Origin of the sequence: Rhodococcus spelaei, from assembly GCF_006704125.1 — a bacterium.
Taxonomy (GTDB): Bacteria; Actinomycetota; Actinomycetes; order Mycobacteriales; family Mycobacteriaceae; genus Rhodococcus_G; species Rhodococcus_G spelaei.
On record NZ_VIGH01000001.1, the window covers coordinates 759161 to 784766 of the forward strand.

Here is a 25606-nt window from a genome sequence, read left to right on the forward strand (position 1 = left end):
TACCGCTGTGGATGTAAGCCAGGGGCTGGGTACAGCAATAGACGACGAGCAGTTCGCCGCCACCGTTCGAGAGTGGTTGGCCGACAATCTCAGCGGTGAATTCGCCGGTCTGCGTGGGCTGGGTGGTCCCGGTCGCGAGCACGAGGCCTTCGAGGAACGCCTGGCCTGGGACCGCCATCTCGCGGCCGCGGGCTGGACCTGCCTGGGCTGGCCGAAGGAGTACGGCGGCAAGGAGGCCACCCTCAGTCAGCAGGTGATCTTCCACGAGGAGTACGCCCGCTCCGGTGCGCCGGCCCGCGTGAGTCACCTCGGCGAGGAACTCCTCGGCCCCACTCTGATCGCCTTCGGCACCGAGGAGCAGAAGCGTCGCTTCCTGCCCGGCATCAACAACGTCTCCGAACTGTGGTGCCAGGGCTACTCCGAGCCCAACGCAGGTTCCGATCTTGCCAACGTCGCCACCTCGGCGCGCCTGGACGGCGACCAGTGGCGGATCAACGGGCAGAAGGTGTGGACCTCCCTCGCGCACGTCGCGCAGTGGTGCTTCGTCGTCGCGCGGACCGAACCCGGCTCGCAGCGGCACAAGGGACTGTCGTACCTGCTGGTCCCGATGGACCAGCCGGGCATCGAGGTCCGACCCATCCTGCAGCTGACCGGCACGTCCGAGTTCAACGAGGTGTTCTTCGACGACGCCCGCACCGACGCCGACCTTGTGGTCGGAGAGGTCGGGCAGGGCTGGGGCGTGGCGATGGGCACGCTCACCTTCGAGCGCGGCATCTCCACCCTCGGCCAGCAGGTCGGCTTCGCGAAGGAACTGTCCGAGATCGTCGAGCTGGCCGAACGCAACGGCGCGGCAACCGATCCCGTCATCAAGGACAAGCTGACCCGGGCCTGGTTGGGCCTGCAGGTGATGCGCGCGCATGCGATGCGCACCCTGTCGTCGGTGGACGCCTCCGGCAACGGCGGCGAGGCGTCGGTCGCGAAGCTGTTGTGGGCCAACTGGCACCGGCACCTCGGCGAGCTCGCGATGGAGGTCGCGGGAGCCGACTCGCTGCTCGCCGGCGACGGAGCCTTCGGTGCCGACGCCGACCTGAGCGACCAGCAGCGACTCTTCCTGTTCAGCCGGGCCGACACCATCTACGGCGGATCCAACGAGATCCAGCGCAACATCATCGCCGAGCGAGTGCTCGGCCTTCCCCGAGAGGCTCGACCGTGACCGCAACCCTCAAGTCCCCCCTGGCCGTCGCACCCGCGGAGATCGAGGGCCACAACCTGCTCAAGGGCAAGAAGGTCGTCGTGACCGCCGCAGCGGGCACCGGCATCGGCTTCGCCACCGCCCGTCGCGCACTGCTCGAGGGCGGCGACGTCCTGGTCTCCGACTTCCACGAGCGGCGCCTCGGCGAGACGGTCGAGAAGCTGTCCGCCGAGTTCGGCGGCCAGCAGGTCGAGTCGTTCGTCTGCGACGTCTCGAGCACGGAGCAGGTCGACGCCCTGATCGCCGGCGCCGCAGAGAAGCTCGGCCGTATCGACGTCCTGGTCAACAACGCCGGGCTCGGCGGCGAGACCCCGATCGTCGACATGACCGACGATCAGTGGGACCGCGTCCTCGACATCACCCTGACCAGCACGTTCCGTGCCACCCGTGCCGCGCTGCGGTACTTCAAGAGCGTCGAGCACAACGGCGTCCTCGTGAACAACGCGTCGGTGCTCGGCTGGCGCGCCCAGCACTCGCAGGCGCACTACGCGGCGGCGAAGGCCGGCGTCATGGCGCTCACCCGCTGCTCGGCGATCGAGGCCGCCGAGTACGGCGTCCGCATCAACGCGGTGGCGCCGTCGATCGCGCGGCACGCGTTCCTGGCGAAGGTCACCAGCGAGGAACTGCTCGACCAGCTGGCCGGGGCCGAGGCGTTCGGTCGCGCGGCCGAGGTGTGGGAGATCGCCGCGACCATCGCGATGCTCGCCAGCGACTACACGACCTACCTCACCGGCGAGATCGTCTCCATCTCCAGCCAGCGCGCGTAGGCGGCTCCGCCGCCCGTGAGTCCTTCTGGTCCCCATGTGGGCCGAAAGGACTCACGGGCTCGGCAGGCTTGTGGATAGCCGTCGCCGGGTCGGGCGTTGTGTCGGACCCCGCGGTCACGATCCGGTGCATGCACCCGGAACAGATGCCTCATGAGCTTCAAGTTCTTCTCGACGCGCAGCTCGGGTTGGTTACCCAGGCGCAGTTGGCCGCATTCGGCTTCCCGCGCACGCGGGTGCGCAATCGCCTCGATGCCGGGCGCTGGCAGCGGGTACTGCACGGCGTCTACTGCGTGACCACCGGCCCGCTCAACCGACACATGACGCTCATGGCCGCGCTGATCTACGGCGGCGGTCCGGCGCTGCTGAGCCATCGAACTGCTGCGGAGGAATGGGGCATCGTTCCCGTCGATCCTTCGTCGCCCGTGCACATCACCGTGCCGTACCGGTGCTCGGCCAAGGGACAGCCCGCCACGCACGTCGCGGGTGGTAGCTCAGGGTTTCCGATGCCCGCAGCCGGTTCAGTTCTGCATCCCGGGGTCGTCGTGCACCGTTCGCGTGCGCACGGCCACATCGGCCTCGATACAGCAATGCCCCGGACTTCGTTGGCCGATACGGCGATCGACTTCGCGGTGGCAGAGCCGACCGCGCGTGCCGCCTACGTCAGCCTGATCTCGTCGGTGACGAACCGTCGTATCCGGTTGGCGGACGTTCGGCAGCGCATCCAGGAACGCACCCCACGGCGGTATCGCAAGGCGCTCGGGGGCGCAGTCAGTCTGCTAGCGGAGGGTGTGCAATCGATGCTCGAATACCACTTCGCGGTCGACGTCGAGCAGGCGCACGGCTTGCCCAGAGCGCACCGGCAGGGGCCGGTGATCGTCGACGGCAGGACCCTGTGGGAGGACTGTGACTACACCGAATTCGGCGTACCCCTGATCGTCCGCCTGGACGGGCGGTGGGCACACTTCATGCGTGAGGTGCGGTTCCGCGACCGGCGCCGCGACAACGCCGCCGAACTGGCAGACCGGCCGCGGTTGGTTTACGGCTTCGAGGAGACCGTCGGGACTGCGTGTGTGGTGGCGCAGGAGGTCGAGCGGGTCCTGCGCCGCGAGGGCTGGGTGCGGCGCGACGAAAACCCATGTCGCGCCTGTGAGTCCTTCTGGTCCGCATGGGGGCCAGAAGGACTCACGGGCGGCGAAGCCGCCTAGACGGTGTAGCCGCCGTCGACGTTCAACTTCTGGCCGGTGACGAAGCCGGCCTTCGCGCTGGCCAGGAAGCAGACGGCCTCCGCGATGTCTGCCGCGGAGCCGAAGCGCTGCAGGGGGATTCGGCTCATCGCGACCGCCTGGGCGCGCTCGTCGAGATCCGAATTGCCCATCAGGCGCTCGGCCATCCCGTCGGTGAGCATGCCCGGACCGACTGCGTTGAAACGCACACCGAACCGGCCCTCCTCGGCGGCGAAGGCCCGGACCAGTGCCTCGACCGCGCCCTTCGTCCCCGCCGACAGTCCGTCCCGGACGGGGTAGCGGTCGGTGGCGGCAGTGGTCACCGCGACCACCGAACCGCGGGTCTCGCGCAGTGCGGGCAGGAATCCGTGCACGAGCGAGAAGAACGCGGCGGCCTCGGCGCCGAGGTGTGCGGAGAAGGTGTCGGGGGAGACCTTCGACAGGTGCACCATCGGGATGTGCGGTCCGGCCGCGTGCACCAGGACCGCCGGTTGGCCGAACCCGGTTGTCAGGTCCTGCGCCCAGTCTGCGACCTGCGTGTTGTCGGCGAGGTCGACCTGGTCCGCGCGGGCGCGTCCACCGGCCGCGGTGAGCTCCTGGACGAGGGCGTCGGCGCGTGCGGCGTTGGATCGGTAGGTGATCGCGACCGGAAGTCCGTCGGCGGCGAGACGTCGGGAAACCTCGATGCCGATGCCGCCGGAACCGCCGGTGACCACTGCGCAGGGGGATTGGAGGGGCATACAGATACCCTAACAAGCGCTTGGTTGATATCCTGTGTGTGTGACCCCTCCGCCACGCGCCGCCGAAGAGTCCACCAACAAGTCCGGCCGCAGAGCCGAACTGCTCGAGTTGGCGGCCTCGCTGTTCGCCGAACGCGGGATGCGCGCGACCACCGTCCGCGACATCGCCGACGCCGCGGGCATCCTCTCCGGCAGTCTCTACCACCATTTCGACTCGAAGGAGTCGATGGTCGACGAGATCCTCAAGGGCTTCCTCGACGACCTGTTCGGCCGCTACCGCGCGATCGTGGACGCCGGTCTCGGTGCTCGCGCCACCCTCGAGGCGCTGGTCGTCGCGTCGTTCGACTCCATCGACCAGTCGCACGCCGCGGTGGCGATCTACCAGGACGAGGCCAAGCACCTCGTCGGAACCGAGCGGTTCGCGTACATCACCGAGCGTAATCGGGAGTTCCGCGGACTGTGGGTCTCGGTGCTCGAATCCGGCATCGAGGACGGCAGTTTTCGTCCCGACATCGATGTCGAACTGGTCTACCGCTTCATGCGCGACACCGTGTGGGTGGCGGTCCGTTGGTATCGGCCCGGCGGACCGATGACCGCCGAAACCGTTGCCAAGCAATACCTCGCCATCGTGCTCGACGGGCTCGCCAGCCCTGAGTCCGGCAAGTAATCCGAGAATTAGGAGCTGTTCATGCCTGAGGCATACATCGTCGACGCCATCCGCACCCCGATCGGCAAGAAGAACGGCGCCCTCTCCGGCGTCCACCCGATCGACCTCGGTGCTCACATCGTCAAGGCTCTCGTCGAGCGCACCGGCATCGACCCGTCCGAGGTCGACGACGTCGTGTTCGGTTGCGTCGACGCGATCGGCGGCCAGGCCGGCAACATCGCGCGCATGGCGTGGCTCGCGGCCGGGCTGCCGCAGCACGTGCCCGGCGTGACCGTCGACCGGCAGTGCGGCTCGAGCCAGCAGGCGATCCAGTTCGGCGCCCAGGCGATCCTGTCGGGCACCGCGGACCTGATCGTTGCCGGCGGCGTGCAGAACATGAGCCAGATCCCGATCTCGGCGGCGATGATCGTCGGTGGGCAGTACGGCTTCTCCACCCCGACCGCCGAGTCGAAGGGCTGGACCGAGCGCTACGGCGACCAGGAGGTGTCCCAGTTCAAGGGCGCCGAGATGATCGCCGACAAGTGGGACATCAGCCGCGAAGAGCTCGAGAAGTGGGCCCTGCAGAGCCACGAGCGCGCGAAGGCCGCCATCGCCGCGGGCCGCTTCGACAACGAGATCGTGCCGCTCGGTGACGCCACCGTCGACGAGGGTCCGCGCGAGACCAGCCTGGAGAAGATGGCCGGGCTGAACGTGCTCGTCGAGGGCGGCAAGATGACCGCCGCCGTCGCGAGCCAGATCTCGGACGGTGCCAGCGCACTGCTGCTCGCCTCCGAGGAGGCCGTCGCCAAGCACGGCCTGAAGCCGCGTGCCCGGATCCACCACATGAGCGCCCGCGGCGACGACCCGATCTTCATGCTCAGCGCGCCGATCCCGGCCACCCAGCACGCGCTGGCCAAGACCGGACTGACCATCGACGACATCGACCTGATCGAGATCAACGAGGCCTTCGCGCCCGTCGTGCTCGCCTGGATCAAGGAGATCGGCGCCGACCCGGCCAAGGTCAACGTCAACGGCGGCGCGATCGCGCTCGGCCACCCGCTCGGCGCCACCGGCACCAAGCTGATGGCAACCCTGCTCAACGAGCTCGAGCGCACCGGCGGCCGCTACGGTCTGCTGACCATCTGCGAGGGTGGCGGCACCGCGAACGTCACCATCATCGAGCGCCTCGGCTAGTCGAACCCAGCACAACCGATTTCGGCCCCGCACATCCCCTTCCGGGACGTGCGGGGCCGAAGTGCTTCACGTCAGGCGATGGTGCCGATCAGTGCGTCGAGTGCGTCGGCGAGGCGCTCACACCAGGCGTCGGCGTCCTCGTAGCCGTGCGCGAGCCCCCGGATCATGGTGGCGGACAACAGGATGTCGAAAACCGTCTCCGCAGTGGTCTCGGCGTTCGCGCCTGCGGTAGGAACCGCCTGCAGGATTCGCTCGACCAGCGCTGCGCGGACGGGTATCTCGGCGCGCTGCACGATGCGCTCGTGCACGCCGTCGTGATGGTGGTAGGCGGACAGCAGACCGGGGATCGCGGAGCGGGCGGCGGGGTGGGCGGTGCGGTCGAGGAACTTGTGGATCCACGCCAGCAGGTCGGCGCGCAGGTCGTCGGTCGCGGGCGGCAGGGGCACCTCGCCCCGTTGGAGGCCGAAGATCGCGTCCTCGATGATCATCTCGCGGGTGGCCCAGCGGCGGTAGATCGCGGGCGCGCTGACCTGCGCGCGGCGGGCGATCGCCTGAATGGTGGTCTTCTGGTAGCCGGCCTCGACGAGCAGGTCCACCGTCGCCTCCAGGACTGCCCGGTCGACTTGTGGGTCGCGTGGACGGCCGGGCCCGCTGGCCTCGACGGTGTGCTCGTGGGACGCCTTCACAGGGGCGGACACTACCGCAGGCGAGGTGCCGGCCAAGCGGGTCCGCGACCTCCGGTATCTCCCTGTTACGTCACGGTCTACGGGTGAGTGTCACGTCGAACCGGGTTGGCATGAGCGTCAATCGCTCCTGGACCCGCAGTCGGTAGTCGGGGTCGCCTGCGATGTCGTAGCGATGCAGAACGGTGCCGAGGACGAGGACCGCCTCGTGCAACGCGAACTGGCGGCCGATGCACGCGCGCTCGCCGGTGCCGAACGGCTTGTAGACGTGGGCCGGTCGGGTCCGGACCCGTTCAGGCAGGAAGCGGTCGGGGTCGAACCGGTCCGGATCGGGGCCCCACACCGGATTTCGGTGCAGTGCCGGGATGAGCACGAGCATCCAGTCGCCCTCGCTCATCCGGTGCCTGCCGAGCAGCGTGGTGTCCCGTCTGGCCTCTCGCGCGTAGGCGGGAGCGGTGGGCCAGAGTCGGAGTGACTCGTCGAGGATCCGCCGGACGTACCGAAGCTTCGCGACCTGCTCGTAGGCGGGGCGGTGATCGCGTTCGGTGCCCCACACGGCGTCCACTTCGGCCTGCGCCTCGGCGAGTACCTCGGGGTGCCGTGACAGGTAGTAGAGCGCGAACGAGAGTGCACCGGAAGTGGTTTCGTGACCCGCGACCAGGAAGGTGATGACCTGGTGGCGGATGGCGAGTTCGTCGATGCGGTTCGGGTCGTTCTCCCGCTCGGCCCGGAGCATCAGTTCGAGCAGGTCCTCGGGCGGGGCCTCGCTGCTGTCGCGGCGTGAGCGGATCACCTCGTCGACCACCTCGGCGAGGTAGGCGACGTCGGCCTCGTGCTGAGACCTCCGGCGGCCCAGGGTGAGTCGGCCGATCGGGGAGGCCATCAGCTGGGCGTGGGAGAGTGCGCGGACCATGGCCTCGACGAACGGGTGGGGCCGGTCCCGCTCGAACGAGTCGAACGAGTAGCTGAAGCCGGCGCGGCCGATGGTCTCGAGCGTCAGTTTGGTCATGTCGGTCGAGACGTCCACCCGCGCTGTCGGTTCGAGCCGGCGGTCCCAGTGCTGCGTCAATTCGCCCGCGACGTCGACCATCGTCTCGTGGTACGAGCGCATCGCACTCTTGGTGAACGCGGGCATCAACAATTCGTGTCCACGCCGCCAGTTCGGCTCCTCGGAGTACGCGGTGAACAGACCGTCGCCCGCGATGCCGCGGAGCGCGGCGACCGCAGGGGCGAGGTGCTTGCGGAATCGTGTCTCGTCGCCGAGTTCGGCGACGATGTCGGGGTCCGAGACGAGGACGAAGCGCGTGCCGAGGACCTTCCTCTCGAAGATCGGCCCGAGTTCGGCCGCGTAGCGCATCGAATCCTGAACGGGCGTACGCGGATTGACGCCGATCACGTCACCGAGGACGGGTAGTCGTCTGCGCGGATGCGGAATGTCGAGCTGGCCGGTCGACAGCAGGTCCACGCTCATGTCAGCCTCTCCCATACTGAACTCGTGTCTAGTAAGGCAACGTACCGCTTACTGAACCCGTGTCAAGTAGTCTGGGGAATCATGACGGAATCACGTCGTCGACTGGCCCCCGAGCAGCGCCGGGCGCAGCTGCTCGACATCGGTGCCCGCCTGTTCGCCGATCGCCCGTACGACGAGGTGTGGATCGAGGAAGTTGCAGAACTTGCGGGGGTCTCGCGCGGGCTGATGTACCACTACTTCCCGAACAAACGTGACTTCTTCGCGGCGATCGTGCAGCGCGCGGCGGACGGGTTGGTCGAGGCCACGACGCCGGACCCCGCGCTGCCGGTGCTCGAGCAGGTGGTGGCAGGCCTGGATGCCTATCTCGACCACTTCGCGGCGAACGGACACGGAATCCGCGCGGTCAACCAGGGTGCCCTGTCGGCGGACGCCGGCATCCGGGCCATCGTGGAGCGCGAGATCGACGCCCAGCAGCGCCGGATCCTCGACGCGATCGACCTCGACCCGTCGGAAGTCGAGGTCGCCGCCATGGCGGTGCACGGCTGGCTCGCCTTCGTGCGTGCCACCTGCCTGGACTGGCTCGATCATCCTGCGGTGCCGGCGGAGGCGCTGCGTGAGCTGTGCTTGCGCACCCTGGCGGGAGCCCTGGCGCCGTACGTCGATCTGGGCATCGAACAGGGCTCGCAGGCCCCGGCGATTCGGGGCTAGTGTCGGGGCATGTGCCGAAACATCACCGAGCTGCGCGGACTCGAGCCGGCCGCCACGGCGGAGGAGATCGAGGCCGCTGCCCGTCAGTACGTCCGGAAGGTGAGCGGGATCCAGAAGCTCTCCGACGCCAACCGGGAGGCATTCGAGAAGGCGGTCGAGGAGGTCACGGCAACCACCGCCGAGCTGCTGGCGGCGCTACCACCTCGCCGGCAGCCGCCGCAGACGGTGCCGCCGCTGCGCAGACCCGAGGTCCGCGCCCGCATCTCCGCCGCTGCAAACGGGTGAGGGGAACCTTCAACCGGTCAGGCCGATTGAAGGTTCCCCTCACCACGTGTGGGAATGTGCGCGTCAGGCCTTGAAGGCTCCGAGCGCGTCGATCCGCTTCACGGCGTCGGCCATGATCCGGTCGATCAGCTCCTGGCAGCTGGGCAGGTCGTCGATCATGCCGACCACCTGACCGGACGCCAGCACGCCCGCCTCGGTGTTGCCCTCGACCAGGCCGGCCTTGAGCAGCATCGGGGTGTTGGCGGCCATGATGATCTGCTGCACGGTGCGGTCGCCGGAGCGCTTCATCGCCAGGCCGTCCTTGGCGAGCGTTGACCACTTCATACCGGTCATCGCCTTGAACTTCATCGCGTTCTTCGTCGCCGCGAGCAGTCCCCTGGCATAGCTGGACTTCTCCAGGCTGTTCACCAGGTCGGTGTTGAGCACCCGATGCGGCATGCCGTCGACCTTGCGCGAGACGGTGGTGTCCGTCAGGCCGCGCTTGAGGTACTCCTGCTTGACCGAGTCCGGCACCGCGGAATCGCTCGTGAGCAGGAAGCGGGTGCCCATCGCCACGCCCGCGGCGCCGTACGACAGCGCTGCGGCCAGGCCGCGACCGTCGAAGAAGCCACCGCCGGCGATCACCGGGATGTCGACCGCGTCCAGCACCGAGGGCAGCAGCAGCGTCGTCGCGACGCCACCGGTGTGCCCGCCGCCCTCGCCGCCCTGCACGACGACCGCGTCCGCGCCCCAGGACGCGACCTTGACCGCATGCTTGGCGGCACCGATCGACGGGACCACGACGATGCCGTTGTCCTTGAGCTTGGCGATCAGGTCCTTTTTCGGCGCCAACGCGAAGGAGGCGACCTTGACACCCTCGCGAATCAGCAGGTCGCACCGCTGCCCGGCGTCCGATGCGTCGGCGCGCATGTTGACGCCGAACGGCTTGTCGGTGAGCTGCTTGGTCTTCTTGATCGCGACCTCGAGCTCGTCGTAGGTCATCGTCGCCGACGCGAGGATGCCCAGACCGCCGGCGTTGCAGGTGGCCGCGGTCAGGCGCGGACCCGAGACCCAGCCCATGCCGGTCTGCACGATCGGGTGATCGATGCCGACCAGTTCGGTCAGCGGGGTGCGGAGGACCTGCGCGCTCACGCCGAGACCTCGCGGTCGCGGAAGCTCTTCGGGTCGAGCACCTCGCGGATGATGCGCAGCTCCTCGGCGGTCGGCTCGCGAGTGACACCCGCCTCGGCGAGGCCGGCGACCTCGAAGGAGGTGTTCTCGGCGACCTCGTCGGCGGTGACGCCCGGGTGCAGGGTCAGCGCGCGGAAGGTGCGGCCCGGCCCACCGAAGTCGAAGACGCCGAGGTTGGTGACGACGCGGTACACACCGAGGTACTTGTACGCCGGGTTCTCCGGATCGACCTTGTCGTAGCCGACGCCGGAGACGACGTCGACCTGGTCGCAGAAGACGCGCGAGGTGTGCTTGCCGACCCAGTAGCTGGTGGCGTGGTTGATCGTGTTGCCCGGGGCGCCACGGACACCGAACATCTGGCGCTTCGGCTGCTGCAGCGGGCCGAAGGCGGACAGGTTCTGGTTGCCGTGCTTGTCGATCTGGTTGGCGCCCATGACGACGTGGCGGCGACCGGAGGCGACGACGTCGAACACCTTGCGGAACGGCATCCAGCCCTCGATCGCGCCCTTGGCGCCGACGGCGGGGGTGTCGGCGAAGATCAGCGCCTCGCCGTCGGTGATGAGCAGGTCCGGCTCGGTGGTGAGCCGGGCCAGGCGGGCACCGATCTGCGACATCGTCGACATCGGGCTGGCCATGATCTCGCCCGCGCCGGCGAAGAGGTCGGCGCACGCGATCGCGCAGTACTCTGCGCGGGTGACGGTCTCGGTGGAGGTCATGCCTGCTCCTCTGCGAACTTCTTGACGGCGGCCTGGTAGTCGTCCTCGGAACCGGACAGGAAGCGGTCCACGAAGGCCTGCCAGGACTCGGGGGTCTTGGCGGCCTCGGCGTAGTGCCGCTGGAACTTCTCGTCCCGGCCGTAGGACTCGCCGGCGAGGGTGAAGTGCGCGCCGTTCGGGGCCTCGACCACGGCGTCGACCATCATGCGGTTGACGATCAGCTGCTGCAGCGGCACCTCCTTGACCAGCTGCTCGGTCTCGACGACCTGCTCGACCGAGAGGTAGCGCTTCTCGGCGGCCATCAGGTACAGGTCGTCGAAGTAGGGGTCCACGCCCTGGTAGCCGGCATTGCCGCGGGCGTCGCCGATGTTCAGGTGCACGAACGCCGCGTCCAGGTTGAGCGCCGGCATCGCGATCAGGGTCTCGGGCTTGCCGGACTCGTCGGCGTACGGGGAGGTGACGGTCTTGAGCTCGTCGCCCCAGAAGTTCTGCACGTCCGAGCCGAGGCCGGCGCGGATCGGCAGGAACGGCAGGCGCGCGGCGGCGGCCTCGAGGCCGCACTTGACCATGCCCTCGTCCATCTCGCGGACCTCGATCTCGCCGGCCGTGCGGGCCTTCGCGAACCACGGGTCGTAGAACGGCGCCGAGTCGAGCGAGACGAAGCCGTAGTAGGCCTTCTTGACCTTGCCCGCCGAGCACAGCAGGCCCAGGTCGGGTCCGCCGTAGGTGACGACGGTCAGGTCCTTGACGTCCGAGCGCAGGATCGCGCGGACGAACGCCATCGGCTTGCGGCGCGAGCCCCAGCCGCCGAGGCCGATGGTCATGCCGCTGCGCAGTTCGCCGACGACCTCGTCGAGCGACTTCCTCTTGTCAGCCATTCTCAGTTCACTCCCTACTTGTTCGCGCGCGGCTTGCCGGTGGCGACGAACTCGTCGCGGTGCTCGTCGGCGACGCCGGCGAGGTTCAGTTCGAACGTGAAGCCCTGCTCGATCCGGTAGCTGGTGTGCACGTCCATCACGTCGATGCGGTTGATGGCTTCCTTGGCGCGCCGGATGACCCGGGTGTCCTTGGCGGCGATCTCGCCGGCGATCTTCAGTGCGCAGGCGTCGAGTTCGGCGCGCGGGACCACGTCGTACACGGAACCGAAGTGCTTGAGGGTCTGGGCGTCGACGTTCTTCGCCGTGTAGTACAGCGTCCGCATCATGTGCTGGGGGACCAGGCGCGCGAGGTGCGTGGCCGCACCGAGGGCGCCGCGGTCGACCTCGGGCAGGCCGAAGATCGCGTCGTCGGACGCGACGATGACGTCCGCATTGCCGACCAGGCCGATGCCGCCGCCGACGCAGAAGCCGTTGACGGCGACCACGACGGGAACCTCGCAGTCGTACACCGCGGAGAAGGCCGCAGCGCAGCCGCGGTTGGCCTCGATCAGCGCGCCGTGACCCTCGGTGGCCTGCATTTCCTTGATGTCGACGCCGGCGTTGAAGCCGCGGCCCTCGGCTCGCAGGATCACCACGTGGGTGCTCTGGTCCTTGCCGGCCTCGCGGATGGCATCAGCCAGTTCGAACCACCCCTTCGAGGGGATGGCGTTCACAGGCGGGTAGTCGACGGTGACCGTGGTGATGCCGGACCCGTCGGATTTGGAGGTGATTCCCATCGTGTTTCCTTAGGTAGGTCGCCAAACCAAGCGATTGCTTGGTAAGTTAGCACACCTGCGGGTCGAGCTGGAGTTCGTTCACGTGTGGACGGGCAGCGCCCTCGACCGCAGAGAATCCCTGACCCGCGGGGAATCTTCAGGCAGCGGAGGTACTGGTGGATCTAGGTCTGGGCGGCAACGTCGTGCTCGTCACCGGCGGCGTGCGAGGGGTCGGTGCCGGCATCAGCCGTGCCTTCCTGCGCGCCGGCGCCACGGTGGTGACCTGCGCACGGCGGCCCGCCGACGAGCCGATCGAGGTGGACGGACGCGGCGTCGAGTTCATTGCATGCGACGTCCGCGATCCCGAGCAGGTGCAGGCGATGGTCGACCAGATCGTCGAACGGCACGGCCGGCTCGACACCGTCGTCAACAATGCCGGTGGCGCACCCTACGCACTCGCCGCCGACGCGAGCCCGCGCTTCCACTCGAAGATCGTGGAGCTGAATCTGCTCGCGCCGCTGCTCATCTCGCAGGTCGGGAATGCCGTCATGCAGAAGCAGGACGGCGGCGGCTCGATCGTGATGGTCTCGAGCGTCAGCGGCGGCAGGCCCTCGCCGGGCACCGCGGCGTACGGTGCGGCGAAGGCAGGCATCGACAGCCTGTCGACGAGCCTCGCGGTGGAGTGGGCGCCGAAGGTCCGGGTCAACTCGATCGTCGTCGGCCTCGTCGAGACCGAGCAGTCGGGCCTGCACTACGGCGGGCCCGAGGGTGTCGCGGCGGTCGGCGAGACGGTCCCGCTGGGCAGGATGGCGCGGCCCGAGGACATCGGCAACAGTGCGATCTTCCTGGCATCCCCACTGGCGTCGTATGTCAGCGGTTCGACCCTGACCGTGCACGGTGGCGGTGAACGCCCGGCCTTCCTGGCTGCGGCGGACGCGGAAACTTCGAACAATGCAGCAAGTTAAGGAGAACAAGTGAGCGGACTGGTAGACGGTCGCGTCGTCATCGTGACGGGCGCGGGCCGCGGCATCGGGCGGGCGCACGCGCTGGCTTTCGCGGCCGAGGGCGCGAAGGTCGTCGTCAACGACATCGGCGTCGGCGGAGACGGCTCGGCGACCGGTGAGAGCCCCGGCGAGCAGGTCGTGGCGGAGATCATCGCCGCCGGTGGCCAGGCGGTCGTGAACGGCGACGACGTCGCCGACTGGGACGGCGCGCAGAACCTGATCAAGACGGCCATCGACAACTTCGGCGGCCTCGACGTGCTGGTCAACAACGCGGGCTTCCTGCGCGACCGCATGCTCGTCGGGATGGCAGAGGAGGAGTGGGACGCGGTGATCCGCGTGCACCTCAAGGGTCACTTCGCGCCGCTGCGGCACGCCGCCGCCTACTGGCGCGCCGAGTCCAAGGCCGGACGTCCGGTGGACGCCCGCATCATCAACACCAGTTCGGGCGCGGGCCTGCAGGGCTCCATCGGCCAGGGCAACTACGCGGCGGCCAAGGCCGGCATCGCGGAGATGACCATCCAGGCCGCCGCCGAACTGAAGAACTACGGCGTCTCGGTGAACGCGATCGCCCCCGCGGCTCGCACCCGCATGACCGTGGGCGCCGGCGGTGCGATGGCCGAGTCGATGGCCGCGCCGGAGGAGGGCTTCGACGCGATGGCGCCGGAGAACATCTCCCCGCTCGTCGTGTGGCTGGGCTCGACCGAGTCGAAGGCCGTCAGCGGCCGGGTGTTCGAGGTCGAGGGCGGCAAGATCACGGTCGCCGAGGGCTGGCGCCACGGACCGTCCCAGGACAAGGGTGACCGCTGGGATCCGAAGGAGCTCGGTCCCGTCGTCGCGGGTCTGCTCGAGAAGGCGGAGACGCCGACCCCGGTCTACGGGGCGTAGGCAGCTCCGCTGCCCGTGAGTCCTTCCGGCCCGTAGGTGGACCGGAAGGACTCACGGGCGTCCGGTGCCTATGCGGGGGAGCGGACGACGACGACGGTCCCCGGGAAGTAGGCGGCGAGTTCCGGCCGCGACAGCTTGATCACGGCAGTGCCATAGCCCTGCTTGCGGACGGTCGGGGCCACCCACACCGCGAGATCGACCTCGCTGCCCGACAATTCGCCGAACACCAGTCCGACGCGCTCGGGCTGGTCGCCCGCGGTGTTCTCAGCGACGAACCAGGCCGCGGTCTCGTCGTCGACCCGCTTCAGGCCGGCCCGACGTTCGTTCTCGACACGGTCCTCGGACCACGGGCTGCCGGAGTCGTCGACCTGCTCGGCCGAACGCTGCCGGAACAGCTCAGCATCGGATTCGCTGGGGCTGAAGGGGCGCAGCCTGACCCCGGTGCCGGTCGCGAACGGGCGCTGCTCGGGCAGCCACTTGAGCGTCGCGTCCAGGTTCGTCACCTCGTCGCTCAGACGGTCACGCTCGAGCCGAGTCAGGCGACCGAGTTGCAGGCTGAGCACGACCTCCGCATTCGGCGGCGTGGTCTCGAGCAGTCCGCTGACGGTGCGCACCGCGGCGTCGTGGTCGTCACTGTCGACGATGGCGTCGAGCACCTCGTGCCGCATGTCGAGCGCTTTCAGCAGGGCCGCGGCGAGCTCGCGCCGGTCGAGGATCTGGTCTTGGGGGCCGGCCGTCATGACGAATCTCCCTATCCGTTGAGTGTGCAACAGCGGAGCGCGCGCCTACCGGGTGGGCAACGGTGCACACTCTCCACGCATTGTCTGTCAACCGACGGTCAATTGCTATGAGCACACGACGACGGGAATCTTCCGGTCCGTCCAGGACTGGTAGTCGTCGAACTCCGGATACATCGCGACCAGTCGCGGCCACAGCTCGGCGTGCTCGGCGTCGTCGGCGACGCGGGCAACCAGTGCGCGTACCTGCGAGCGGATCTGGACCGTCACGTTCGGGTCGGCCTTCAGATTCAGGTACCACAGCGGGTTCTTGGGCTGCCCTCCCTGCGAGGCGACGAGAACCACCCGGTCGTCGTCCTCGAGGAACAGCAGCGGACTCACCCGCGGCTCGCCGCTCTTGCGGCCGGTGGTGGTGAGCAGGCAGATCGGCAGCCCCGTCTTTGCGGCACTGCCGACCCGCCATTTGCCACCGATGCGCCCACCCGTCACGCGGTACGCGACGACGTTCGTCTTCGACATCCACTTGATCAGGAAGCGGGTGAACTGCGTATCGAGCAACGGCGGGCGGTTCATGGGTGGGTCAGATCCTCTCGATGATGGTGCCGGTGGCCAGCGCGCCGCCCGCGCACATCGAGATCAGGGCGGTGGAGCCGTCGCGGCGCTCGAGCTCGTGGAGGGCGGTGGTGATCAGTCGGGACCCCGTGCTGCCGACGGGATGGCCGAGCGCGAGCGCGCCGCCGTTCACGTTGACCTTGTCCATGTCCGGGCCGTGCACCTGCGCCCAGGACAGCGCGACCGACGCGAAGGCCTCGTTGACCTCGAACAGGTCGAGGTCGCCGATCTTCATGCCCGCCTTCTCGAGGACCTTGGCGGTCGCCTGGACGGGTCCGTCGAGGTGGAACTCCGGCTCGGCGCCGACGAGCACCTGCGAGACGATCCGGGCGCGCGGCTTGAGGCCGAGGGCCAGGGCGCGGTCGGAGTCCATCAGCAGCACCGCGGCGGCGCCGTCGGAGATCTGAGAGGAGGTGCCCGCGGTGTGGATCCCGCCCTCGATGACCGGCTTGAGCTTGGCAAGCGATTCCAGGGTGGTGTCGCGCAGGCCCTGATCCCGCGAGATCACGGTGGTCTCGTCGGTCGGCAGCTTGTCCTCGCCGATCACGGGCGCGGTCACCGGCAGCACCTCGCGGTCGAAACGCCCCTCGGCCCAGGCCTGCTTGGCCAGTGCCTGCGAGCGCACGCCCAAGGCCTCGATGTCGTCGCGGGTGAGGCCGCGCCGCTTGGCGATCCGCTCGGCGGCCTCGAACTGGGCGGGCATGTCGATGTCCCACGACGCGGGGCGACGGGGACCGGCCTCGGTGCCGACGTTGGCGCCGAGGGGAACCTGGCTCATCTGCTCGACGCCGCAGGCGATGCCGATGTCGATGGCGCCGGTGGCGATCAGGCCGGCGATGAGGTGGTTGGCCTGCTGCGCGGAGCCGCACTGGCAGTCGATGGTGGTGGCACCGGTCTGCCACGGCAGTCCGGCGGCGAGCCAGGCGGTGCGGGTGACGTTGTTGGACTGCGCGCCGGCCTGGGTGACGCAGCCGCCGATGACCTGCTCGACGAGGAGGGGATCGACGCCCGCCCGCTGCAGCAGCCCGACCTGAGCAGCGCCGAGGGTCTCCGTCGCGTGCAGGCCGGACAGCCAACCGCCCCGCTTGCCGATCGGGGTCCGCACTGCCTCGACGATTACTGGTGTGCCCACGACGGGCTCCTTTCGTTTGTACCTTGAAAAGTAGAACAGGTTCATCCCCTGAGCAAGGACTATGCCAAGGGATCTTCCCTATACGGAGGGCCTGTGATTCAATGTTTATAGAACGTGTTACAGATCACTTGCGACATCGATCGCGGGGGCAGGAGACAGCAGTGGCACAGCCCAACATTCCCGCGGGATTCGACTTTACGGACCCCGACATCTACGCGCACCGGCTGCCGGTGGAAGAACTGGCAGAGGTCCGCAAGGCCGAGCCGGTGTACTGGGTCGAGCAGCCCGACGGCGTCGGCGGATTCAACGACGGTGGCTACTGGCTCGTTACCCGGCACGAGGATATCCGGGACGTGTCGATGCGCAGCGACGTGTTCTCCACTTGGGAGAACACCGCCATTCCGCGCTTCGCCGACGACATGCAGCGCGAGCAGATCGAACTGCAGCGCTTCGTGCTCCTGAACAAGGACGCGCCGGAGCACACCAAGCTGCGCAAGCTGGTCTCGCGCGGCTTCACCCCCCGTGCGATCAACGGGATCAAGGAAGAACTGCGCGACCGCGCGGAGGCCATCGTCAAGGCCGCGGCGGCTGAGGGCAGCGGCGACTTCGTCACCCAGGTCGCGGCGGAGCTGCCGCTGCAGGCCATCGCCGAGCTCATCGGCGTGCCGCAGGAGGACCGCGGCAAGGTCTTCGAGTGGTCCAACCAGATGACCTCCTACGACGACCCGGAGTTCGCCGACATCGATCCCGCGGCGGCGTCGATGGAGATCCTCGGGTACGCGTACCAGCTCGCCGAGGCGCGTAAGGAGAACCCGGGCGACGACCTCGTCACGACTCTGATCGAGGCGGACGTCGACGGCGACGTGCTCAGCCCCGAGGAGTTCGGCTTCTTCGTGATCGTGCTCGCGGTGGCCGGCAACGAGACCACCCGTAACGCCACCACGCACGGCATGAAGGCCTTCATCGACAACCCCGAGCAGTGGGAACTCTTCAAGAAGGAGCGCCCGAAGACCACGGCCGACGAGATCATCCGCTGGGCCACCCCGGTCGCCGCGTTCCAGCGCACCGCTCTCGCGGACACCGAGATCGGCGGCGTGGCCATCAAGAAGGGCCAGCGCGTGGTGATGAACTACGTGTCCGCGAACTTCGACGAGGAAGTCTTCGACGAGCCGCACAAGTTCGACATCCTGCGCGACCCGAACCCGCACCTGTCGTTCGGTGGCACCGGCGCCCACTACTGCCTCGGCGCCAACCTGGCCCGCATGGAGATCGACCTGATCTTCAACGCGATCGCGGACTTCCTCCCGGACATCACCGAGGTCGGCGAGACCCGCCGGCTGCGGTCCGGCTGGCTCAACGGCATCAAGGAGTACCAGGTCGACTACAAGACCCAGGGCTGCCCGGTCGCGCACTAGCGCGGTCGATCGAGAAGCTCATCCAGCAGCGCCGGCGCGGTCACCGCGCCGGCGCTGCTGTTTCTCGGCAGGACTTCCTGCCTGGGGTCGATACGAGAATGGGCCGCACAGGAATACCTGTGCGGCCCATTCTCGTTGTGCTCGGGTCAGAGCTTGACGAGCGTCTTCATCGCCCGGTCGACCTCCCAGAAGGCCCGGATCGACTGAAGCTTGCCCTCGTCGTTCACGCGATACACGAACACGCCCTCGGCATCGATCTGGTTGCCTGCCACCACGGACCGGATGCTGCCGATGTAGACCATCTCGTCACCACACTGCACGGTGTCGCGAACGGTGAACACGAGCGAGTCGGTGGTGGCGATCGTCATGTCGTAGAAGCGCGCGATGGCGTCGCGTCCGTGGTGCCCCTTGCCCTCGGGGTCGAAACCCGAAGGGCCGACGGGATCCTCGACCCAGCCGTCCTCGGCGAAGAGCGCAAGCCACTCCTCCTTGCGCTTGCCGCTCGCGGCCGACTGGGAAGCTCGGGACGCGATGCGGACGGGGTGTTCAGTGGTTGTCTCGGCGGTCATGGGCGTCCCGTTCAGTTGATGTAGGAGGCGGCGAACTTGCGCATCGAGTCCTGCTTGGCCTCGAGCGACCCGTCGAACCCGACCCCGTCGAAGATCCACGGCACCACGATGGAGTCGGTGACCCCGGCCTCGGCGAGTTCGGCGTAGCCGTCCTTGCCGAAGCGGTCGATGCAGACCACCTGGATCTCGAATGGCTCGTCCGCCCTGCCGTATTCGGCGCGGAGGTCGTCCAGCTTCTTCTTGGTTTCGACGATGTCGTTGAACTTCATCATCGCCGACGTCCAGCCGTCGCCGACCCGAGCAGCCCGGCGCAGCGCCACGTCGGTATGTCCACCGACATAGAACGGCACCGGCTTGCTGGGGGCGGGGCTCATCTGCAACTTGTCGAAGTCGAAGAACTCGCCGTGGAACTCGACCATGCCGCCGGCAAGCACCAGCTTGATGACCTCGATCATCTCGTCGACGCGTGCGCCCCGCTTCTTGAACGGCACGCCACACCACTCGAACTCCTCAGGCGCCCAGCCGATCCCGACGCCGAAGCCGAAACGGTTCCCCGTCAGGTTCGCGACCGAACCGACCTGCCGAGCGAGCAGCAGCGGGTTACGCGACCCCAGCTTGAGCACGTTCGTGTAGAAGCCGATCGTCGAGGTGGCCGCGCCCATCGCCGCCGCGGCGATGAGCGGGTCCACCCACGGTGTCTCGGCATTCCACATCCGCGAGCCGTCGGGGGTGTACGGGTAGTCCGCTGCTGCGGTCTCCATGTAGAACAACGAGTCGGGCAGGCCGATGTTTGCGAACCCGCACTCCTCCGCGGTCTGGGCCAACGGGATCAATTGATCGAGTGGGCTCATCGCGACGCCGACGGTGAACTTCATGCGCGTCCCTTCTAGTTGGTCGGGCGGTCGGTGCCGACCACCCACATCGCGAAGTACTGCGAGCCACCGCCGTACGCATGACCGAAGGCCTTGCGTACGCCGTCGACCTGGTGGCCGCCGGCCCGTTCCATCACCTGCATTGCCGATTCGGCGTACCGGATCATGCCGGACGCGCCGATCGGGTTGGACGAGAGCACACCGCCCGACGCGTTGACCGGCAACTGTCCGCCGATCGCGGTCTCGCCGGCCTCGGTGAACTTCCAGCCCTGCCCCTCCGGCACGAAACCGAGGTTCTCCAGCCACATCGGCTCGAACCACGAGAACGGCACGTAGATCTCGGCCTCGTCGATCTCGGTGAGCGGATCGGTGATGCCCGCTGCCTTCCACAGGGCTGCGGACGCGTCGCGGCCCGCCTGCGGGTTGGCGACGTTGCGGCCGGCATACGACAGCGGCTCGGTGCGCATCGCGGTCGCGTGGATCCACGCCACCTTGCGGCCGTCGCCCTCGACGACCTTCGCGGCGTCCTCGTTGCCGATGACGATCGCGCAGGCACCGTCCGACGATGGGCAGGTCTCGTCGAAACGAATGGGATCCCACAACATCTGGGACGCCATGACGGACTCGACCGAGATGTCGGGCTGCTTGAGGTGCGCGTACGGGTTGAGCGCGCCGTTGCGGCGGTCCTTGACCGCCACCATCGCACCGATGTGGTCGGGGGCGCCCGATCGCCGAATGTACGAACGCACATGCGGTGCGAAGAACCCGCCCGCACCCGCGCCGACGGGCATCGTGAACGGAACCGGCGTGGACAGCGCCCACATTGCGTTGGACTCGGACTGCTTCTCCCACGACACCGCGATCACACGCTTGTGGACGCCGGACTGCACCAGGCTGGTCGCGACGTTGCCCGTCGAGGCGCCGACCGAGCCGGCGGTATGCACGCGCAGCAGCGGCTTTCCGTTGGCGCCCAGCGCATCAGACATCGCAAGTTCCGGCATCATCGAGCCCTCGAACAGGTCGGGTGCCTTGCCGATCACGATGGCGTCGATGTCGTCCCAGCCGACGTGGGCATCGGCCATCGCGCGGTCGACCGCCTCGCGGATCATGCCTGCCATCGTGACGTCGTGGCGCTTGGCGACGTAGTAGGTCTGGCCTGTGCCGAGGACTGCGGCAAGTTGCTTCGCCATCAGTTGTTGCGTCCTTCCATGACTGCGACCAGGTTCTGCTGCAGCACAGGGCCACTGGTGGCGTGGGCGAGGGTGCGCTGCGCGTCACCGCTCATGATCTTCCGTGCGGCGTGGCCGATGCGCTCGAGGCCGCCGGAGAACATCGGGTTGCCGGTCAGCGGACCGCCCGACGGGTTGATTGTCGTGGCGTCGGTCAGGCCGATCGCCTCGCGCAGGATGATCTCCTGATGCGTGAACGGCGCGTGCAGCTCGGCGACGTCGATGTTCGAGACGTCACCACCGGTCGCGGCGCGGGCGGCTGCGGCGGTCGACGGTGAGACCGTCAGGTCCCGCGACCCGATCACAGGGGAGTCAATGCGGTGCTCGATGCCGGTGATCCACGCCGGACGCTCGCACAGTTCGCGGGCGCGGTCGCCGCGGGCCAGGATGATTGCGGCCGCGCCGTCGGTGATCGGTGCACAGTCGTGCGCCCGCAACGGATCCGCGACGTACTCGGACGCCAGCAGCGCCTCGATGTCGACGTCGCCGAAGATCTGCGCGTTGGGGTTGCTCTTCGCGGCGGCACGGCTGCGCTGCGCGATCTGAGCCATTTCCTCGGCGGTCCACTTGCCCGATTCGAGCCCGAGCCGGGCCTGCAGGCCTGCCATCGAGACGGAGTCCGGCCACAGCGGGGCAACCAGGTACGGGTCGGTCTGCATCGCGAGGATCTGGCGGAGGTTGCCTGCGGAAGACTTGCCGAAGCCGTACACGAGCGCGGTGTCGACCTCGCCGGTCATGATCTTGACCCAGGCCTCGTACAGGGCCCAGGCGGCGTCCATCTCGACGTGCGACTCGTTGATCGGCGGCACGGCGCCGATCGAGTCGATCGCGGAGATGAACGAGAACGATCGGCCGGCCAGGTAGTCGGACGATCCGGAGCACCAGAAACCGATGTCGGACTTGGTGATTCCGAGCTCCGCGTACAGCTCCTGGAAGCAGGGGACGAGCATCTCGACACCATTGGTGGTGCCGGTTGTCTCGCGCACATGGGGGGCCTGTGCGAAGCCGACGACTGCAATGTCTGTCATGGTCTTTTCGGCTCCTAGAGGTGGTGCTTGTAGGTGTCGTAGTCCGCGTCCGGCTCACCGCTCGGGCGGAAATGGGAGACGTTCCGGAGTGAGTACACCCACTCCTCCTTCGGTCGCCAGACGGCCTCGACCCGCATGCCCATCCGGACCTCGGCGGGATCGACCTCGAGAATGAGGTGCAGGAACGGGATGTCCGCGCCGTCGAGCAGGACGTAGGCCGCGACGTAGGGCGGCTTGATCTGCTGGCCCAGGAACGGGACGTTGACGATGCAGAAGGTGGTGATAGTGCCCTTGTCGGACACCTCGACCTGTTCCTTGGTGGGGACACCGTCGGTGGGGTTCGCACCGCGCGGCGGGACGTACACCTTGCCGTTCGCGTCGGTGCGGCCACCGATGATCTTGCCCTCCATCAGACCGAGGAGGTAGTAGGTCTCCTCGAACGAGGCCGTGTGCGTGTAGTGCAGGTCGATCGGGGTGACGATGTCGGTGACCGGGTCGCCGCCTGCCGGCGCCGACGTGGACTCGCTCTCGCCGGGTTCGAAGCACGCGATGTCGCGGATGTGCCCGGTGCGCTCGTCGGCCCAGCGGACCCGCACCCGCATCCCGGTGCTCATCGCGTCGGCGGAGCCCGCGTCGACGGCGTGCAGGATCGACGTGTCCGCGCCGTCCAGCTTGACCAGCGCCCACGCGAAGGGGTGGCTCAGCGGCTGACCCTCGATGGGATCGGGCATCCACGTCCAGCTGACGACGGTCCCGGTGTCAGAGACGTCGACGAAGTCGGTCATCGGCTCGTGGGTGGTGGGATCGAACTCCGTCGGCGGCACGTGGACACGGCCGTCGGATCCACGCGCGCCGACGACCTTTCGGTCTCGCAGGCCGGTGACGAACGCGCCGATCGTGGGTCCCACGGATCGGGTGTAGTCGAATTTGAGATTTAGCGGCGCTCTCAGTGGCTGCTCGGCCACCGCGCTCTTTTCAGGGGTCACACGATCGAGTAGAACAGGTTCTTATTACTGTGGCAAGAGTCACTGTCGCAGGGCCGCGGAAATGGGAAAACACGGAGGCACGTAGATGAAGCTTGGGTTGCAACTCGGGTACTGGGGCGCACAGCCGCCGGCGAACGCTGCTGAACTCGTTGCAGAAGCCGACCGCTTCGGGTTCGACGCCGTCTTTTCCGCCGAGTCCTGGGGCAACGACGCCTTCACGCCGTTGGCGTGGTGGGGGTCGAGCACGCAGCGCGTTCGGCTCGGGACGTCTGTCGCGCAGCTGTCCGGTCGGACGCCGACCAACGCCGCGATGCACGCGCTGACCCTCGACCACCTGTCGGGAGGTCGAGCCATCCTCGGTCTCGGAGTGTCCGGGCCGCAGGTCGTCGAGGGCTGGTACGGGCAGCCGTTCCCGAAACCTCTTGCGCGGACCCGTGAGTACGTCTCGATCATCCGGCAGGTCCTCGCTCGTGAGGCTCCGGTGACCAACGCCGGGCCGCACTACCCGCTGCCGTACCGCGGCGAGGACGGAATGGGGCTGGGCAAGCCGCTCAAGCCGATCACCCACCCGCTGCGGGCCGATCTGCCGATCTGGCTCGGTGCCGAGGGGCCGAAGAACGTCGCGCTGACGGCCGAGATCGCCGACGGCTGGCTGGCGATCTACTACACGCCGAGACTCGCTCCGATGTACAACGAGTGGCTCGACGAGGGTTTCGCGCGCAAGGGTGCCCGCCGCGGCCGCGAGGACTTCGAGGTCGCCGCGACGTGTCAGGTCGTCGTCACCGACGACCGTGCCGCCGAGATCGCCCGGCTCAAGCCGTACACCGCCCTGTACGTCGGGGGCATGGGCGCCGCCGAGCTGAACTTCCACGCCCAGGTGTACACCCGGATGGGTTACGGCGACGAGGTCAAGGAGATCCAGCGACTCTTCCTGTCGGGCAAGAAGGAAGAGGCCATTGCGACGGTGCCGGACGAGATGGTCACCGACACCATGATCATCGGCAACCTCGACGAGGTGCGCGATCAGGTCAAGGTGTGGGAGGACTCGGGCGTCACCATGCTGCTGGTGACCTGTCGCGACGTCGAGCACATGCGTCAGCTCTCGGACGCCGTCAACCCCGCCTGACAGTGAGGATGGTGTAGCGAGTTCCCCCGGCCGGGGCGGGCGGACCGCGTGGTCAGGCTGAGGGCGGGGGAAGTTCGGCCATGCCGTACACGCGGCGGGCGTGGATGCGGAGGACCCGACGGCGCTCGGTGACCATCGCGCGGCGGAAGGCATCCCAGTCCGGGTGCTCGGTGCCGAGTGCCCGGCGGTAGACGTCGACGAGCTCGTCGACGGCGGCATCGTGTGGGTCTGTGGCGATCGAGCTCAGGTCCGCGTCACCCTCGATCACGGCGTAGGACCAGAAGTCGGTGGCGCTGACATGCAGGGAGACGCGGGGGTCGCGGATGGCGTTGCGGGTCTTCGCGCGGTCCGCGGTGACGGACATCCGGGCGGTCCGGCTGTCCTCGTCCCAGGTGTAGATGACATTCGACAACTGGGGCCTGCCGTCGCGCTTGATGGTGGCCAGCACACCGCGGGTGTGGGACGCGACTAGGTCGAGAAGCCGGGGATCGGCGTCGGTGCTCATGTGGGCGACAACCCATGTACGGCCGCGGTTGTTCCGACGTACCAATCGATTCGACGCACACGGCCCGCCGTCGCGACTGCGACGGCGGGCCGTGACGATCCGGTGGGTGGGGGGCTACTTGCCCTGGAACTTCGGGGCGCGCTTCTCGGCGAACGAGCGCGGGCCCTCCTTGGCGTCGTCGCTCTTGAACACCTCGGCGCCGATCTTGGCCTCGATCTTGAAGGCCTCTTCCTCGTGCATGCCCTCGGTGACGCGGATCGTCTTGAGGATGGCCTGGACCGCGACCGGGCCGTTGGCGGCGATCCTGTCGGCGATCTCGAGCGCCTTGGTCAGCGCCTCGCCGTCAGGGACGACGTGGCCGATCAAGCCGAGTTCCTTGGCCTCGGGTGCCGGGACGTTCCGGCCGGTGAGCAGGATCTCGGCGGCGACGGTGTACGGGATCTGTCGGACGAGACGCACCGCGGAGCCGCCGAGCGGGAACAGGCCCAGCCGCGCCTCGGAGACACCGAACTTCGCACTCTCCCCGGCTACTCGGATGTCGGTGCCCTGGAGGATCTCGGTGCCGCCGGCGATGGCCGCACCCTCGACCGCGGCGATCAGCGGCTTGGTCAGGCGGCGACCCTTGAGCAGTGCGGGCAGCCTGGTCGGATCGAGGCTGCCCTTGGAGAACGCGTCGCCGGGGGCGTTCTTGTTCATCGCCTTGAGGTCCATGCCGGCGCAGAACGTGCCCCCGGCGCCGGTGAGGATGGCGACGCGGATGTCGGGGTCGTTGTCGACCTGATCCCAAGCGTCGACCATGATCGCCATCATCTCGCCGGAGAGAGCATTGCGAGCCTCGGGGCGGTTCATCGTGATGACGAGTACGTGCCCGCGCTTCTCGACAAGGCAGTGCGGCGACTTCTCTGAAATGTCGGAAACTTCGGCTGTGGTGGAGGACACTTATTCGCTCCCGATCGCGTGTGAGGTGGGTCTCAAATTGACTCTTGCATGAAACGGTAACACGTTCTACTTTGTTCGA

At 68.1% G+C, this 25606-nt stretch carries 28 protein-coding genes; 11 read left to right on the forward strand and 17 right to left on the reverse strand.

Annotated features, from left to right (window positions below):
• Window positions 1-7 precede the first annotated feature (7 nt).
• The 3 genes from FK531_RS03525 (at window position 8) to FK531_RS03535 (ending at window position 3224) form a co-directional block, all read left to right on the forward strand.
• The gene (locus tag FK531_RS03525; RefSeq protein ID WP_142095211.1) at window positions 8-1213 is read left to right on the forward strand and encodes an acyl-CoA dehydrogenase family protein; all 1206 of its coding nucleotides are present in this window, start codon (window positions 8-10) and stop codon (window positions 1211-1213) included.
• Window positions 1210-2019, forward strand: a complete 810-nt coding sequence (locus FK531_RS03530) for an SDR family oxidoreductase (RefSeq protein WP_142095212.1) — start codon at window positions 1210-1212, stop codon at window positions 2017-2019. The genes FK531_RS03525 and FK531_RS03530 overlap by 4 nt, the downstream gene beginning before the upstream one ends.
• Before the next feature lie 128 nt (window positions 2020-2147).
• Window positions 2148-3224 carry a type IV toxin-antitoxin system AbiEi family antitoxin domain-containing protein gene (locus FK531_RS03535; RefSeq protein ID WP_142095213.1) on the forward strand — a complete coding sequence of 359 codons (1077 nt, stop codon included), beginning with the start codon at window positions 2148-2150 and terminating at the stop codon, window positions 3222-3224.
• Here FK531_RS03535 and FK531_RS03540 read toward each other — a convergent pair.
• Window positions 3221-3982 (reverse strand): SDR family NAD(P)-dependent oxidoreductase, encoded by a 762-nt coding sequence (locus FK531_RS03540; RefSeq protein ID WP_142095214.1) that lies wholly within the window; start codon window positions 3980-3982, stop codon window positions 3221-3223. The genes FK531_RS03535 and FK531_RS03540 overlap by 4 nt on opposite strands.
• 40 nt (window positions 3983-4022) lie before the next feature.
• Here FK531_RS03540 and FK531_RS03545 point away from each other — a divergent pair, with 40 nt between their 5' ends.
• Entirely contained in the window at window positions 4023-4649 is a 627-nt protein-coding gene (locus tag FK531_RS03545) for a TetR/AcrR family transcriptional regulator (RefSeq protein ID WP_142095215.1), read from the forward strand.
• Window positions 4650-4670: 21 nt separating this feature from the next.
• The gene (locus tag FK531_RS03550) at window positions 4671-5822 is read left to right on the forward strand and encodes an acetyl-CoA C-acetyltransferase (protein WP_142095216.1); all 1152 of its coding nucleotides are present in this window, start codon (window positions 4671-4673) and stop codon (window positions 5820-5822) included.
• A 71-nt stretch (window positions 5823-5893) separates the two neighbouring features.
• On the opposite strand, the gene FK531_RS03555 is transcribed toward FK531_RS03550, so the two are convergent.
• Both FK531_RS03555 and FK531_RS03560 read right to left on the reverse strand, forming a co-directional pair.
• Window positions 5894-6508 carry a TetR/AcrR family transcriptional regulator gene (locus tag FK531_RS03555; protein WP_142095217.1) on the reverse strand — a complete coding sequence of 205 codons (615 nt, stop codon included), beginning with the start codon at window positions 6506-6508 and terminating at the stop codon, window positions 5894-5896.
• A 70-nt stretch (window positions 6509-6578) separates the two neighbouring features.
• Window positions 6579-7976 (reverse strand): cytochrome P450, encoded by a 1398-nt coding sequence (locus FK531_RS03560; RefSeq protein WP_142095218.1) that lies wholly within the window; start codon window positions 7974-7976, stop codon window positions 6579-6581.
• Between the two features lie 81 nt (window positions 7977-8057).
• On the opposite strand from FK531_RS03560, the gene FK531_RS03565 reads away from it, so the two are divergent.
• Window positions 8058-8684: a TetR/AcrR family transcriptional regulator gene (locus FK531_RS03565; RefSeq protein ID WP_142095219.1), complete on the forward strand. Its 627-nt coding sequence runs from the start codon at window positions 8058-8060 to the stop codon at window positions 8682-8684.
• Window positions 8685-8693: 9 nt separating this feature from the next.
• The gene (locus FK531_RS03570) at window positions 8694-8969 is read left to right on the forward strand and encodes a DUF2277 domain-containing protein (RefSeq protein ID WP_142095220.1); all 276 of its coding nucleotides are present in this window, start codon (window positions 8694-8696) and stop codon (window positions 8967-8969) included.
• Window positions 8970-9032: 63 nt separating this feature from the next.
• On the opposite strand, the gene FK531_RS03575 is transcribed toward FK531_RS03570, so the two are convergent.
• From FK531_RS03575 to echA20, 4 genes are read right to left on the reverse strand one after another with little or no spacing between them, the layout of a single operon-like run.
• Entirely contained in the window at window positions 9033-10100 is a 1068-nt protein-coding gene (locus FK531_RS03575; protein WP_142095221.1) for an NAD(P)H-dependent flavin oxidoreductase, read from the reverse strand.
• Window positions 10097-10855, reverse strand: a complete 759-nt coding sequence (ipdB, locus tag FK531_RS03580; protein ID WP_142095222.1) for a cholesterol ring-cleaving hydrolase subunit IpdB — start codon at window positions 10853-10855, stop codon at window positions 10097-10099. The genes FK531_RS03575 and ipdB overlap by 4 nt, the downstream gene beginning before the upstream one ends.
• The gene (ipdA, locus tag FK531_RS03585; protein WP_142095223.1) at window positions 10852-11733 is read right to left on the reverse strand and encodes a cholesterol ring-cleaving hydrolase subunit IpdA; all 882 of its coding nucleotides are present in this window, start codon (window positions 11731-11733) and stop codon (window positions 10852-10854) included. The genes ipdB and ipdA overlap by 4 nt, the downstream gene beginning before the upstream one ends.
• A gap of 14 nt (window positions 11734-11747) precedes the next feature.
• Window positions 11748-12509 (reverse strand): (7aS)-7a-methyl-1,5-dioxo-2,3,5,6,7,7a-hexahydro-1H-indene-carboxyl-CoA hydrolase, encoded by a 762-nt coding sequence (gene echA20 / locus FK531_RS03590; RefSeq protein ID WP_142095224.1) that lies wholly within the window; start codon window positions 12507-12509, stop codon window positions 11748-11750.
• Window positions 12510-12664: 155 nt separating this feature from the next.
• On the opposite strand from echA20, the gene FK531_RS03595 reads away from it, so the two are divergent.
• Complete coding sequence (locus FK531_RS03595) at window positions 12665-13453, forward strand: SDR family oxidoreductase (protein WP_142095225.1); 789 nt, start codon at window positions 12665-12667, stop codon at window positions 13451-13453.
• A 9-nt stretch (window positions 13454-13462) separates the two neighbouring features.
• Complete coding sequence (locus FK531_RS03600; protein WP_142095226.1) at window positions 13463-14377, forward strand: SDR family oxidoreductase; 915 nt, start codon at window positions 13463-13465, stop codon at window positions 14375-14377.
• Window positions 14378-14445: 68 nt separating this feature from the next.
• Here the strand turns inward: FK531_RS03600 and FK531_RS03605 are convergent, their stop codons facing one another.
• The 3 genes from FK531_RS03605 to FK531_RS03615 all read right to left on the reverse strand — a co-directional run bounded on the left by FK531_RS03605 (window position 14446) and on the right by FK531_RS03615 (window position 16858).
• Complete coding sequence (locus FK531_RS03605; RefSeq protein ID WP_142095227.1) at window positions 14446-15117, reverse strand: GNAT family N-acetyltransferase; 672 nt, start codon at window positions 15115-15117, stop codon at window positions 14446-14448.
• Window positions 15118-15222: 105 nt separating this feature from the next.
• Complete coding sequence (locus FK531_RS03610; RefSeq protein ID WP_142095228.1) at window positions 15223-15687, reverse strand: nitroreductase family deazaflavin-dependent oxidoreductase; 465 nt, start codon at window positions 15685-15687, stop codon at window positions 15223-15225.
• 7 nt (window positions 15688-15694) lie between these two features.
• On the reverse strand, window positions 15695-16858 hold the full coding sequence (locus FK531_RS03615) for a steroid 3-ketoacyl-CoA thiolase (RefSeq protein WP_142095229.1): 1164 nt from the start codon (window positions 16856-16858) through the stop codon (window positions 15695-15697).
• A gap of 161 nt (window positions 16859-17019) precedes the next feature.
• Here FK531_RS03615 and FK531_RS03620 point away from each other — a divergent pair, with 161 nt between their 5' ends.
• Entirely contained in the window at window positions 17020-18273 is a 1254-nt protein-coding gene (locus FK531_RS03620; protein WP_142095230.1) for a cytochrome P450, read from the forward strand.
• A 146-nt stretch (window positions 18274-18419) separates the two neighbouring features.
• Here FK531_RS03620 and FK531_RS03625 read toward each other — a convergent pair whose 3' ends face one another.
• The 5 genes from FK531_RS03625 to FK531_RS03645 are packed head-to-tail and all read right to left on the reverse strand — an operon-like array spanning window position 18420 to window position 22957.
• Window positions 18420-18842: a nuclear transport factor 2 family protein gene (locus FK531_RS03625; RefSeq protein ID WP_142095231.1), complete on the reverse strand. Its 423-nt coding sequence runs from the start codon at window positions 18840-18842 to the stop codon at window positions 18420-18422.
• A gap of 11 nt (window positions 18843-18853) precedes the next feature.
• Window positions 18854-19717: a TIGR03619 family F420-dependent LLM class oxidoreductase gene (locus FK531_RS03630; protein WP_142095232.1), complete on the reverse strand. Its 864-nt coding sequence runs from the start codon at window positions 19715-19717 to the stop codon at window positions 18854-18856.
• Window positions 19718-19728: 11 nt separating this feature from the next.
• Entirely contained in the window at window positions 19729-20904 is a 1176-nt protein-coding gene (locus FK531_RS03635; protein WP_142095233.1) for a thiolase family protein, read from the reverse strand.
• Window positions 20904-21971 (reverse strand): thiolase family protein, encoded by a 1068-nt coding sequence (locus FK531_RS03640; RefSeq protein WP_142095234.1) that lies wholly within the window; start codon window positions 21969-21971, stop codon window positions 20904-20906. The genes FK531_RS03635 and FK531_RS03640 overlap by 1 nt, the downstream gene beginning before the upstream one ends.
• A 14-nt stretch (window positions 21972-21985) precedes the next feature.
• On the reverse strand, window positions 21986-22957 hold the full coding sequence (locus tag FK531_RS03645) for a Zn-ribbon domain-containing OB-fold protein (protein ID WP_142095235.1): 972 nt from the start codon (window positions 22955-22957) through the stop codon (window positions 21986-21988).
• 85 nt (window positions 22958-23042) lie between these two features.
• Between FK531_RS03645 and FK531_RS03650 the strand changes: the two genes are divergently transcribed.
• The gene (locus FK531_RS03650; RefSeq protein ID WP_142095236.1) at window positions 23043-24083 is read left to right on the forward strand and encodes an LLM class F420-dependent oxidoreductase; all 1041 of its coding nucleotides are present in this window, start codon (window positions 23043-23045) and stop codon (window positions 24081-24083) included.
• A gap of 52 nt (window positions 24084-24135) precedes the next feature.
• Here the strand turns inward: FK531_RS03650 and FK531_RS03655 are convergent, their stop codons facing one another.
• Both FK531_RS03655 and FK531_RS03660 read right to left on the reverse strand, forming a co-directional pair.
• Window positions 24136-24588, reverse strand: a complete 453-nt coding sequence (locus FK531_RS03655) for a PPOX class F420-dependent oxidoreductase (RefSeq protein ID WP_142095237.1) — start codon at window positions 24586-24588, stop codon at window positions 24136-24138.
• A gap of 114 nt (window positions 24589-24702) precedes the next feature.
• Window positions 24703-25527 carry a crotonase/enoyl-CoA hydratase family protein gene (locus FK531_RS03660; protein WP_142095238.1) on the reverse strand — a complete coding sequence of 275 codons (825 nt, stop codon included), beginning with the start codon at window positions 25525-25527 and terminating at the stop codon, window positions 24703-24705.
• Window positions 25528-25606 lie beyond the last annotated feature (79 nt).

Bases quoted from the DNA above. Each gene is read 5' to 3' on its own strand.
- FK531_RS03535 (WP_142095213.1), top strand. From the start codon at position 2,148: ATGCACCCGGAACAGATGCCTCATGAGCTTCAAGTTCTTCTCGACGCG.
- FK531_RS03540 (WP_142095214.1), bottom strand. From the start codon at position 3,982: ATGCCCCTCCAATCCCCCTGCGCAGTGGTCACCGGCGGTTCCGGCGGC.
- FK531_RS03550 (WP_142095216.1), top strand. From the start codon at position 4,671: ATGCCTGAGGCATACATCGTCGACGCCATCCGCACCCCGATCGGCAAG.
- FK531_RS03560 (WP_142095218.1), bottom strand. From the start codon at position 7,976: ATGAGCGTGGACCTGCTGTCGACCGGCCAGCTCGACATTCCGCATCCG.
- FK531_RS03565 (WP_142095219.1), top strand. From the start codon at position 8,058: ATGACGGAATCACGTCGTCGACTGGCCCCCGAGCAGCGCCGGGCGCAG.
- FK531_RS03570 (WP_142095220.1), top strand. From the start codon at position 8,694: ATGTGCCGAAACATCACCGAGCTGCGCGGACTCGAGCCGGCCGCCACG.
- ipdB (WP_142095222.1), bottom strand. From the start codon at position 10,855: ATGACCTCCACCGAGACCGTCACCCGCGCAGAGTACTGCGCGATCGCG.
- ipdA (WP_142095223.1), bottom strand. From the start codon at position 11,733: ATGGCTGACAAGAGGAAGTCGCTCGACGAGGTCGTCGGCGAACTGCGC.
- echA20 (WP_142095224.1), bottom strand. From the start codon at position 12,509: ATGGGAATCACCTCCAAATCCGACGGGTCCGGCATCACCACGGTCACC.
- FK531_RS03605 (WP_142095227.1), bottom strand. From the start codon at position 15,117: ATGACGGCCGGCCCCCAAGACCAGATCCTCGACCGGCGCGAGCTCGCC.
- FK531_RS03610 (WP_142095228.1), bottom strand. From the start codon at position 15,687: ATGAACCGCCCGCCGTTGCTCGATACGCAGTTCACCCGCTTCCTGATC.
- FK531_RS03625 (WP_142095231.1), bottom strand. From the start codon at position 18,842: ATGACCGCCGAGACAACCACTGAACACCCCGTCCGCATCGCGTCCCGA.
- FK531_RS03630 (WP_142095232.1), bottom strand. From the start codon at position 19,717: ATGAAGTTCACCGTCGGCGTCGCGATGAGCCCACTCGATCAATTGATC.
- FK531_RS03635 (WP_142095233.1), bottom strand. From the start codon at position 20,904: ATGGCGAAGCAACTTGCCGCAGTCCTCGGCACAGGCCAGACCTACTAC.
- FK531_RS03640 (WP_142095234.1), bottom strand. From the start codon at position 21,971: ATGACAGACATTGCAGTCGTCGGCTTCGCACAGGCCCCCCATGTGCGC.
- FK531_RS03650 (WP_142095236.1), top strand. From the start codon at position 23,043: ATGAAGCTTGGGTTGCAACTCGGGTACTGGGGCGCACAGCCGCCGGCG.
- FK531_RS03655 (WP_142095237.1), bottom strand. From the start codon at position 24,588: ATGAGCACCGACGCCGATCCCCGGCTTCTCGACCTAGTCGCGTCCCAC.